Origin of the sequence: Enhygromyxa salina (genome assembly GCF_002994615.1) — a bacterium.
GTDB classification, from domain to species: domain Bacteria; phylum Myxococcota_A; class Polyangia; order Nannocystales; family Nannocystaceae; genus Plesiocystis; species Plesiocystis salina_A.
In genome coordinates, this window is record NZ_PVNK01000030.1 from 21,146 (window position 1) to 31,327 (window position 10,182).

At 69.7% G+C, this 10,182-nt stretch carries 9 protein-coding genes and 1 pseudogene; 7 read left to right on the plus strand and 3 right to left on the minus strand.

The window, feature by feature from the left end; all coding sequences use genetic code 11:
- Positions 1-15 precede the first annotated feature (15 nt).
- The 6 genes from ENSA5_RS03055 to ENSA5_RS03080 all read left to right on the plus strand — a co-directional run bounded on the left by ENSA5_RS03055 (position 16) and on the right by ENSA5_RS03080 (position 6,215).
- Positions 16-456, plus strand: a complete 441-nt coding sequence (locus tag ENSA5_RS03055; RefSeq protein ID WP_146155261.1) for a hypothetical protein — start codon at positions 16-18, stop codon at positions 454-456.
- A 10-nt stretch (positions 457-466) separates the two neighbouring features.
- Complete coding sequence (locus ENSA5_RS03060; protein WP_106390051.1) at positions 467-1,207, plus strand: enoyl-CoA hydratase/isomerase family protein; 741 nt, start codon at positions 467-469, stop codon at positions 1,205-1,207.
- Positions 1,208-1,408: 201 nt separating this feature from the next.
- Positions 1,409-1,870, plus strand: coding sequence for a GatB/YqeY domain-containing protein (locus ENSA5_RS03065; RefSeq protein ID WP_106390052.1), 462 nt, complete (start codon positions 1,409-1,411; stop codon positions 1,868-1,870).
- A gap of 47 nt (positions 1,871-1,917) precedes the next feature.
- Positions 1,918-4,290: a DUF8728 domain-containing protein gene (locus tag ENSA5_RS03070; protein ID WP_106390053.1), complete on the plus strand. Its 2,373-nt coding sequence runs from the start codon at positions 1,918-1,920 to the stop codon at positions 4,288-4,290.
- Positions 4,291-4,319: 29 nt separating this feature from the next.
- The gene (locus ENSA5_RS03075; RefSeq protein ID WP_106390054.1) at positions 4,320-5,789 is read left to right on the plus strand and encodes a GMC oxidoreductase; all 1,470 of its coding nucleotides are present in this window, start codon (positions 4,320-4,322) and stop codon (positions 5,787-5,789) included.
- Positions 5,790-5,798: 9 nt separating this feature from the next.
- A complete protein-coding gene (locus ENSA5_RS03080) occupies positions 5,799-6,215 on the plus strand; it encodes a hypothetical protein (protein WP_106390055.1) in 417 nt (138 codons plus the stop codon).
- A gap of 68 nt (positions 6,216-6,283) precedes the next feature.
- On the opposite strand, the gene ENSA5_RS03085 is transcribed toward ENSA5_RS03080, so the two are convergent.
- The 3 genes from ENSA5_RS03085 to ENSA5_RS03095 form a co-directional block, all read right to left on the minus strand.
- Complete coding sequence (locus ENSA5_RS03085) at positions 6,284-8,251, minus strand: methyl-accepting chemotaxis protein (RefSeq protein ID WP_106390056.1); 1,968 nt, start codon at positions 8,249-8,251, stop codon at positions 6,284-6,286.
- An 84-nt stretch (positions 8,252-8,335) separates the two neighbouring features.
- The gene (locus tag ENSA5_RS03090) at positions 8,336-8,788 is read right to left on the minus strand and encodes a YeeE/YedE family protein (RefSeq protein WP_106390057.1); all 453 of its coding nucleotides are present in this window, start codon (positions 8,786-8,788) and stop codon (positions 8,336-8,338) included.
- A complete protein-coding gene (locus ENSA5_RS03095; RefSeq protein ID WP_106390058.1) occupies positions 8,785-9,216 on the minus strand; it encodes a YeeE/YedE family protein in 432 nt (143 codons plus the stop codon). Before ENSA5_RS03095 ends, ENSA5_RS03090 begins: the two co-directional genes overlap by 4 nt.
- A 295-nt stretch (positions 9,217-9,511) precedes the next feature.
- Here ENSA5_RS03095 and ENSA5_RS35500 point away from each other — a divergent pair.
- Positions 9,512-10,182, plus strand: a pseudogene (locus ENSA5_RS35500) (hypothetical protein); the annotation flags it as partial.

Sequence of the window (10,182 nt, forward strand, 5' to 3'; positions counted from 1 at the left end):
GGCTAGACTCCGGCCATGTCCGTCTCTCGTGCGATGCTCCCGCTGGCAGCACTGCTCCTCTTGCCCCTCGCCTGCACCGCCGACGCCGACGCCCCCGCCAAGGCCGGCGCCGACAAGCAAGCCGAGGCCGAGCCCGAGCCCGAGCCCGAGCAGGTCAAGCCAGCCGCTCCCAACGAGCTGACGGCCGAAGAGCTCGCGCTGATCGAGGCCGACCCCAAGGACCTCGGCCCCGAGCAGAACCGCAAGCGCGCCCATGCGCTGCGCAAGCAGGTCATGCAAAACCCCGACTCGCCCCAAGCCAAGGCGCTCGAGGAGGCCCGCGAGGCCGCGCTCGCCGGCCAGGCCGGGAACCTCGGTCAACCCGCCGGGCCGACCAGGAACGAGAACGGGCTCGTGATCCCCGCGCCCGACCACCTCAAGAACCAAGATCAGTCCTACGGCAAGCCGGCCGAGTAGTCTGCGAGCCATGGCGACGACCCCCGAAGGCCTGCGTGAGCGCGAGCTCGAGCCTGGTGTGCTGCGCTGGGTGCTCGACAACCCCGCGCGACGCAACGCGATCGGACCCGCGGTGTTCGAGTGGATCGCGATGCGCTGCGCCGAGCTGCGCGGCGAGGTCGTGATCGTCCGGGGCGCGGGTGAGCACGCGTTCACGGCCGGCTTCGATCTCACCGCGCTGGCCAAGCACAACCTCCTCGGCCAGCCCCACCCGCCCGACGCCTCGCTGATCCGGGCGACCTCGGCCATGCAGTCGGCCGACGCGACCTTCGTGGCCGCGCTCAACGGCTACGTGATCGGAGCCGGGGTCGAGCTGATCTCGGCCTGCGACTTTCGCCTCGCCTGCCCTGACGCGAGCCTGCGGCTGCCGGCCGGCAAGCTCGGCGTCGTCTATCACGCCGCCGGGCTCACCCGGATCCACGCCGCGTTCGGGCCCGCGATCGCGCGGCGGCTGCTGCTCGCCGGTGAAAAGGTCGACATCAGCGACGCGCGCCCGAGCTTGTCTGCCCTCGTCGAGCGAGCGCAGCTCGACGAGCAGGCCCTGGCCCTGGCCCGACGGATCCGCGAGCAGTCGGCCCGCAGCGTGGCCGGCAACCGCACGATCCTGCGCGCCCTCGATCGCGCGCAGAGCCTGCCGGCCGACCTGCTCGAGGCCCACGAGCAAGCCCGCCGCGACGCCTACCGGGCGCTGGCCTCGAACGGCGAGGGCTGAGGGCGCACGCGCGTCGTTGGTGACCGTCTCCCGCAAGCACATGCGCGAGGCGGCGAGCCCCCGCACGCAGCCAGGCCAGCATGAGCACGACCTGAGCACGTGGCGCAGCCTGCGCAACCTGCTCAGTGCAGTGCAGCGCAGTGCAGCGCAGTGCGAAAGCGCCTGTAGGGGATCCAGATCGCCTGAAGTACCCTCCGCGCCATGAGCGACTCCGCCATCAAAGCGCAGATCGACAAGGCCTTTCGCCAGGCCCGCCTCGACCGCGACGAGCCGACCAAGGTCGTAATCGGCCTGATCAAGAACAAGGTCCTGATGGAGCTCAAGTCCGGCTCGGGCGTCGAGGAGAACGACGAGCTGTGGCTTCGCAACATCACGGCCTACGCCAAGCAGGTCCGCAAGACGATCGCCGAGATCGAAGGCCTCGGAGATCGGGCCGCCGAAGCCCTGGCCGAGGCTCGCTTCGAGCTCGAGTTCTGCGAGCAATTCCTGCCCAAGAAGCTCGACGCCGAGGCCACGAACGCGCTCGTGCGCAAGCTCGCCGAGGACAACGGTATCACCAGCAAAAACCAGATGGGTCGGCTGATGGGGCTGATCATGAAGAACCACCGCGACGAGGTCGAGGGGGATCTCGCCCGCCAGGCCGCCGAGGCGGTGCTCGCTTAGGCGCGCGAGCACCTGGAAAATTTGCTAGCGTCCGCGCCCGCGCGTTTATGCTGCTAGCACCCAAAACCAAGGGCGGCGAGGACAAAGAGCTCCTCGAGGACGTCCTCGACACCTACCTGGAGGCGCTCGACGTCTCCTGGCAGGACATGCTCGGCTACGCCTTCGCCGCGATCGGCGTGATGGTGCTGTGGAGCGTGGTCGTCGGTCGCCGCCGCGCGACCGCGCCCTGGGCCGGCGAGCGCTGGCTGCGGCTGGTCGTGGCCTTCGCCCTGATCGGCGTCGGCCTGTGGCGCGCCTTCGACAACGCGACCTGCTTCGACGACGCCTACATCTCGCTGCGCTACGCCGAGAACTTCATCGACGGCAAGGGCCTCGTCTACAACGAGGGCGAGTACGTCGAGGGCTACACCAACTTCTTGTGGACGATGATCGTGAGCCTGTTCATGTGGCTCACGCCCGTCGAGGCCCCGCTGATCGCGGTCCTCGGCTCGATGGCAGCGTTCGGGCTCAACCTGTGGGTCGTGTGGCGGATCAGCCTGAAGATCGCCCCACCCTTCCACCCGCACGCGTTCGCGTTTCCGATCGCGGTCGCCCTGCTCGCGGTCCAAAACACCTTCACGGACTACGGCACCACCGGGCTCGAGACCGCCTTCGCCAGCTTGATGGTCAACCTCGGGATCCTGGCCCTGATCTCGCGCGACGACGCCAAGGCCACGTTCTGGGCCGGCTTTTGCTGGATCATGGCGACCCTGACCCGGCCCGACCACGCGGTGTTCTACGCGGTCGGCTCGGCGGTCGTGTTTGGGGTCTGGCTGGGCCCGACCTGGCGCGCGCGCAAGTCGGGCATCAAGGCGATCTGGCGCGAGGGCCTCCGGCCGATGGCGACCTACGCCGCGCCCTTCTTGATCTGGCTGGTCTACTCGGCCTGGAAGCTGCGCTACTACGGCGAGCTCCTGCCCAACACCTACTACGCCAAGTCGGCGTACATGCCCTACTACGAGCAGGGGGTGGTCTACGCGGCGGCCTTCCACCTCGCCAGCCACCTGTGGATCGTCGTCGTGATCTTGTTCCTGCTGTGGCCCTGGCGCGCGCCCAGCAACATCCCCGGTCGGCGCTTCATGGCCTTCGCCGTCCCGGCGCTGGTGCTCTACGAGTGGTACGTGATCCGGGTCGGCGGCGACTTCATGTACGGCCGCTTCTACGTCACGCTGATCCCGCTGATCCTGCTCGCGGGTGAGCAGGTCGTCCACGAGTTCTCGCTTCGCCGCGCCGACCGCAAGGAGCTCCTCGCGCAGCTCCGGGCCGCCCGCGAGCGCGCCCGTCGCAAGCCCGAGCCCGCCGAGGCACCGGAGGCCGAGGCCGAGGCCGAGCCCGCGCCCGCGCCGACCCGCAAGCCCCTCGCGATCGGGGCGATGATCGTCGCCGGGTTCATGGCCGCCAGCGCGATCGGGGTGCGCCTGATCCCCCCGCGCAAGTCCTACTGGTACCTGACCGACGAGTCGACCTACTACCCAATCGCGAGCTGGTCACCGATCGTCATCGACCACCCGAACTATCGGGTCGGCGTGATCCTCGGCAAGATCACCGATGGACTCGAGGGCAAGGAAGTCACCGAGCCGATCATCGCCAGCGGCGCGATCGGCCTGCTCGGCTACTACTCGCGGATGCCGCTGATCGACCGCCTCGGGCTGACCGACGCGACCGTCGCCCACCGTGAGATCGAAAAGCGCGGCCGCCCGGGCCACGAGAAGTGGGCCAAGCCCGAGTACCTCTACGAGCGCGGCGTGCACTTTCGCCGAGGTGGCGGCTACCACAAGTGGTTCAAGACCTACGCCACGATCCGCTGGGGTCAAAACACCGGCGGTCGGCGCTGGTTCATCCTCGAGTACGACCGCGAGCTGATGGACGCGATCCGCGAGGCCTACCCCGACGTGTGGTTTTACGACTTCACGATCTACATCGACAAGTACATCGCCCGGCTGCCCCACACGGACCCCAAGAAGGCCCGGCGCGAGTTCAGCTTCTTCCAGAAGTTCTACTTCAACCACAACGATGACCCCGAGCGCCGCGAGGCCTTCGCCCGCTACTTCCAGTGGGTCCGCGAGGGCCACGAGCCGCGCGAGCTCCTCGCTGACCAGCGCTGGGACGAGTACAAGAAGCGCTCGTCGGCCGCCAGCAAGCGAGAGCGAGAGCTGCGCCGGGCGCGGGCCGAGCGGCGCAAGCTCGAGCAGCAGTGGAGCTTGCCCTGGCGGCAGCTGACGCTGCGGCGCAAGTACGGGCTCGAGCCCGCACCCAAGCCCAAGCCCAAGCTCGAGTCCAAGTCCAAGCCCAAGCCCAAGCCCAGGCGCGGGACCGGCAAGCCGAGCCCGCGCAAGCAGCCCACGCGCACGCCCCCGAGCGTCGACGAGACCGAGGACTGAGTCTCCAACTGAGTCTATACTCCGGGCACGTGGCGTCCTACGACCTCATCCTCGTCGGCACCAGCTTCGCGTCGTCGTTCTTTCTCCACGAGTACCTCCAGCACGCCAAGCCCAACGCCAAGGTCCTCGTGCTCGAGCGCGGCCGCAGGCGGCCCTACGTCGAGCTCGTCGATCTGCGCTTCGGCATCCGCAAGATCGGCGACCGCAGCTTCTCGCGCAAAGACAAGAAGCCGTGGTGGTACGCGCCGACCTTCGGCGGGACCTCGAACATGTGGTACGGCAACACGCCGCGGATGCTGGCCGAGGACTTCGAGCTGGGCTCGCGCTACGGCCAGGGCATGGACTGGCCGATCGGCTACGACGATCTCGAGCCCTTCTACTGCGACGCCGAAGATCTGATGACGATCGCGGGGCCGAGCGAGCACACGCCCTTCGCCCGCAGCCGCCCCTACCCGCAGCGGCCCCACGAGCTGTCCAACCCCGAGAAGCTCCTGCTCGAGCACCACGGCGACGACTTCTACGTGTGCCCCACGGCCCGGGCCCACGATCCTCAGCGGCCAGACGTCGCGACCGATCGCGCGCCTTGCTGCACCAACTTCGTGTGCAACTTCTGCCCGATCGACGCCAAGTTCACGGTCCAAAACGGGCTCGCGCACCTCTACGAAGACCCCCGGGTCGAGCTGCGCCTCGGCGCCGTGGTCCAGTCGGTGACCTCGGCCGACGGCGTCGCAACCGGGGTCGAGTGGCTCCAAGAAGACCCCGCGCTCCACGGCACCAAAGCCGCCACGCGCTCGCGCAAAGACGCCTCGGCGCGCGGCGAGCTGGTCGCGCTCGGGGCCAACGCGATCTTCAACCCCCACATCCTGCTGCGCTCGGACCTCGACGACGGGGTCGTCGGTCGCTACCTCCACGAGCAGGTCGGCGTCGCCGGGTTCATCCACCTCGACGGCGTCGACGGCTTCAACGGCAGCACCTCGTGCACGGGCCACCACTACCGCTTCGCGCGGGGCGAGCACCGACGCGAGCGCGCGGCGCTGCTGCTCGAGACCTTCACCCGGACCTGGCTGCGCATCGCCAAGGGCAAGTGGCGCCAGAACATGCGCGTGACCGGGGTGTTCGAAGATCTCCCCAGCGCCCACAACCGGGTCGAGATCGACCCCCGCGACCCGAGCAAGCCGATCACGACCTACGCCAAGCACTCGGACTACGCCCAGCGCTCGGTCGATCGCTTCAAGCAGGACCTCGAGCTGATGTTCGAGGGCCTGCCAGTCGAGAAGATCAGCGTCGGCAAGCCGCGCGACAGCGAGGGCCACATCCTCGGCACCGCGCGCATGGGCAGCGATCCCGCGACCAGCGTCGTCGACGGGGATCAGCGCCACCACAAGCTCCGCAACCTCTTCGTCCTCGGCGGCAGCAGCTTCACGACCGGCTCGGTCGCCAACCCCTCGCTCACGATCGCGGCGCTGTCCCTGCGCAGCGCGAACCGGCTGTTCACCTGAGAGGCCCTCATGACCGAGAATTCAACAGCCAAGCCCACGCGCCGGACCTTCCTGGCGATGACGATCGGCGGCGCGGTCGTGGCCGGGGGCGCGGCCGGGCTGACCTGGTGGATCAAAGACCGCGGCGAGCTCGACGAGATCGAGCCCCCCGAGCCGATGAGCGAGACTGGCGAGGTCCTCGCGGGGCTGCTGCGCGAGCGCCTCGACATGCTCGAGCTGCCCGACGCGACGATCTCGAAGTGGGTCAACCGCTACGAGAAGCACCGCAAGCCGTGGACGCGCGACAAGGTCTCGCGCAAGGATCTCCAGAATTTCTTGCTCTCGACCGACTTCTTCCCGGCCGCGGACGAGTCGAAGCCGCTGCGCTTCGTGGCCTACTACGACCCCTACATCTCGGTCTGCTACAACCCGCTGCGCTACGCGTGAGGCCGCGGACCTGATCACGAGTTGATCACGAGTCAGCCTGCGGGCCCACGAGCGGCCGCGGCCAGGCCTCAGGCGTCCCCGCGCAGCTCGAACTGTCGGGTCAGCCGATCGAGCTCCTCGACCCGCTGGCGCAGGCCCGCGACGGCTGCGCGGGTCTGGGAGGTCGAGACCGAGGCTGTGAGCACGAACTCCGTCATCGTCTGCATGGTCAGCGAGACCTGCGCGGTGTCCTCGCTCTGCTTGCGGGTGACCTCGAAGATCTCCCGCGCGGCGCCGGCCGTGTCGTCGGCCAGCTGGCGGTTCTCTTCGGTCGCCAGGACCGTGGTCACGCCGGAGCCCTCGATGTCGGCGACCTGAACCCGAACGTCGGCCACGGTCCCGGTCACGCGCTCGGCGAGGCGCCGCATCTCGGCCGCGACCAGGGCGAAGCCTCGCCCCGCCTCCCCGGCCCGGGTCGCCTCGAGCGAGCCATTGAGCGCGAGCAGGTCGCTGCGGTCCGCGACGTCGCGAATGGCCTCGAGCAGATCCCCGACCCCGTTGGCGCGCGCGCTGAGCTGGTTGATCTTGGCGACCACCTCGTCCGTGGTCGCGAGGGTGCGCTCGGCGTTGAGGAGCACGTCGTTGGCCTTGGTCGTGATCTGCTCGGCCGACTCCGCCAGCGATCCGACCGTGGCGCTCATCTCGCGGACCTTGGACGAGGTCTCGGCCGCGGCGGCCTCCTGGCCCTGGGCCGCGGCGTAGATCTCGGCCGAGGCCGCGGCCACGTCGACCGCGGTCGCGCGGATCTCGACGACGATCTCGTGGAGCTGCTCGAGCATGCCGCGGAACGCGTCGGGCAGCTCGCCGCGCTGCTCGACCAAGATCGACAGATCCCCGGCGGCGACCAGGAGCGCGGCCTCCGACAGCCCCCGCAGGTTGTCGACCATGCCGTTGAACGAGTGGGTCAGCGCGCCGAGCTCGTCCTCGTGGATGATCGGGAGGTGCTCGACCTGGCTGATGTCACCGACCTCGACGACGCGGCGCATCGCGGCCTCGATCTCTCGGAGCGGGTCGATCATGGACCGGGTCGTGAGGACCGCGGTGATCGGCCCCCACAGCGCGAGCACGAGGGCGAACGCGAGCAGCATCGCCCCGTGGTTGTCGCCCTTCCTCTCCACCGGGCCCTCGACGAGCAGCCAGCGATCGCGCTCGAGCGGGACCGCGACGCTGGCCTGCGCGCGGCGGCGGTCGAGCACGACCCTCATGGCACCGAGCTCGGGCAGCTCGTCGATCGCCGCGGTCTGGGGGATCGGGGGGAGCTCGGCCGTGCGCAGGATCGTGCCGTGCTCGGGCGGGTGCCCGGCGGCGATCCTCGCAGCCTCGCTCGAGCCGACGCGCGCGAGCTCCGAGATGGCGTGGGAGCGATTGAACGCGGCGTTGTTGGAGACCCCGGCGACCGCGATCAGCGACCCGGACGCGAGCACGTAGCCGAGCATGAGGACGAGCAGCCGCGCGCTCAGTGAGGTCCGCGGCGCGGACACCCCGAGGCCGCGCTCGATCAGCGCACGCGAGAGCGCGACGCGCTCACTGCCGAGCAGCCTGCTCGTGACCGAGAACGCGAACGACCAGGCGCCGGTCAGGATCGCCACGCACATGAGCCCGACCGCCGTGAGCTCTCCGCGCCCGATCGGCGCGCGGTCTGCCATCGCAAACCAGACGTAGGCCGTCGCGAGCACGAACGAGCCGGTCCAGGCGATCGAGAACACGCCCATGAAGCGGGTCGGCGCCCGCCGAATCGCCTCCCCGGCGGCGAGCAGCCGGGCGTCGTCGCCCACGCGCGCGGCCTCCCTCCAGCCGTCGACTGGCCTGAGCAGCACCCGCAAGGACGCGACGGTCGTGACCAGGCGGAGCACCGAGACGACCGCCGCCGGAGCCAACACCGAGCGCAGCTCGACCGAGAGCAAGCTGACCCAGCCGAAGGTCAACAAGATCAGGAAGGGCGACTCGATCAGCTGAAACCTGACGACAGTCCGCCAAGATATTGTCCAATCGCGCATGCCCAGGCCGCGATCTTAGCAAGCATCCGGGCCGAATGGCGCAACTTGCGCTATTCGGCCCGGATGGATGATCGAGGCGCTGGTTCAGTCCGCCCGAGCGCTGCGCGAGTCCAGCGTCTTCATGACCAGACGCGCCGCGATCATCCCGGCCACGAGCGCCGCGAAGAAGGTCAGCACCGGGAGGGTCCCCGAGGTCACGGCGACGAGGGCCGGGCCGGGACAAAAGCCCGCCAGGCCCCAACCAACCCCGAACGCGACCGCTCCCAAGACCAACCTCGCGTCGACGTCCTTGGCCGTCGGCCAGTGGAAGCGATCGCCGAACCTGGGCGCGTCGCGACGCACGAGGACGCGGTAGATCGGCGCGTAGACCAAGATCGCGCCGCCCATGACCAGCGCGAGGCTCGGGTCCCAGTCCCCGAAGAGATCGAGGAAATTGAGCACCTTGTGGGGGTTGGTCATGCCCGCGACGCCGAGGCCGAGCGCGAACACGAGCCCCGAGATCAAGGCCACCAGCTGCTGTCGAGTTGCCGGGCTCATCCGACCCCTCCCACCACGTGTCGCGCGAGGCCGACGGTGGCCATCGCCGCGCCCATGAAGATCGCCGTGGCTGTCAGCGAGCGGGTCGACAGCCGCGAGATCCCGCAGACGCCGTGCCCGCTGGTGCAACCGCCGCCGATCCGCGTGCCGAAGCCGACCAACAAGCCCGCGACCGCGAGCAGCGGCAGCGAGTCGGTCGCGGCCCCCGGAATCGACTCGGGCGAGACCAGGACCAGGCCGAGGCCGCCGAGCAGCATCCCGAGCACGAACATTCCGCGCCACCCTCGGCCCTCGCTCCCGTCGAGGAAACCTCCGAGGATCCCGCTGATGCCTGCGATGCGACCGTTGAGGCCGAGCATCGCGGCCGCGGCCAGGCCGATCATCAGGCCACCGAGCGTCGACTGTATGGGTGTGAACTCCGTGATCATTGCGTTATCTCCCGCCTCCTCGACGCCCGGCCTGCGCTCGCACGCCTCGTCGTGCTCACTCAGTCTTCAATCGCCGTGCCACCCTTTCAACGCTGGCGCGGCCGCGAGCATGACCTCCGAAGGCGCGGATCCGTCCCACCGCGGGTCAACGCTCGCAACGGCTCCGAAACAGCGAGCGGAGGTCGCAGGGCTCCCGCTCGGACGCGAGGTGGGCGCCCGCATGCGCAGTGTGCAATGGATCAGCTCAATTAGGCGCCGCGTGCCGACCCTGCGGTTGTGATAAGTTGCGCGAACCGTGAAGCCCTGCCCCTTCTGCGGAGAACAAATCCAACCCGCCGCTGTAAAGTGTCGGTTCTGCGGCGAGTGGCTCGACCCGAGCAAGCGCCCCCCGTGGTCTGGAGGAGAGCTCTCCGCGCTCGCCGAGCAGATCACCCGTGAAGTCGCGCGACAGATCGGGGGCGAGCTCCGGCCTGCGTCGCCACCGGCCCGCCCGCCGCGGCGTCGCTCGTCGACCCGCGACATCCCCAGCGATCCTGACCAAGCCGGGGTGGTCGCGCCCGACGACAAGGGTCGCGCGGCCGGCAGCGTCGACTACGACGGCCGCCCCCTGCAGGAGCCTCATTACACGCCCCCCTACGAGGAACCGGGCCCCTACCCCGGCCTCGCCGATGGGCCCTACGACGCAGCCAGGCCCCAGCCCGACGCACCGAGCCGCGCGCTCGGCCAGCCAGCCCCGCGCCCCTCGGCGCGCTGGACACCGACACCGGGCGGCGCCCGTGAAGAGAGCGGCCCCAAGGCCGCGGTCCCGGGCCCAGCTTGGCAACCCCCGCTGAGCGGCGACGTCCAGTCGGAGCCCGAGCCGCGCGCCGCGACCAGTGACTCACTGTGGCGCCCGCCCGAGTGGCTGACCCCATCCCAGGCGCAGCAGCCGGCCACGCCCCCCGCGGCCGAGCCCGAGATGCCGGC

Excerpts from the sequence above, each read along its gene's own strand:
- ENSA5_RS03055 (WP_146155261.1), top strand. The coding sequence starts at position 16 with ATGTCCGTCTCTCGTGCGATGCTCCCGCTGGCAGCACTGCTCCTCTTG.
- ENSA5_RS03060 (WP_106390051.1), top strand. The coding sequence starts at position 467 with ATGGCGACGACCCCCGAAGGCCTGCGTGAGCGCGAGCTCGAGCCTGGT.
- ENSA5_RS03065 (WP_106390052.1), top strand. The coding sequence starts at position 1,409 with ATGAGCGACTCCGCCATCAAAGCGCAGATCGACAAGGCCTTTCGCCAG.
- ENSA5_RS03070 (WP_106390053.1), top strand. The coding sequence starts at position 1,918 with ATGCTGCTAGCACCCAAAACCAAGGGCGGCGAGGACAAAGAGCTCCTC.
- ENSA5_RS03080 (WP_106390055.1), top strand. The coding sequence starts at position 5,799 with ATGACCGAGAATTCAACAGCCAAGCCCACGCGCCGGACCTTCCTGGCG.
- ENSA5_RS03085 (WP_106390056.1), bottom strand. The coding sequence starts at position 8,251 with ATGCGCGATTGGACAATATCTTGGCGGACTGTCGTCAGGTTTCAGCTG.
- ENSA5_RS03090 (WP_106390057.1), bottom strand. The coding sequence starts at position 8,788 with ATGAGCCCGGCAACTCGACAGCAGCTGGTGGCCTTGATCTCGGGGCTC.
- ENSA5_RS03095 (WP_106390058.1), bottom strand. The coding sequence starts at position 9,216 with ATGATCACGGAGTTCACACCCATACAGTCGACGCTCGGTGGCCTGATG.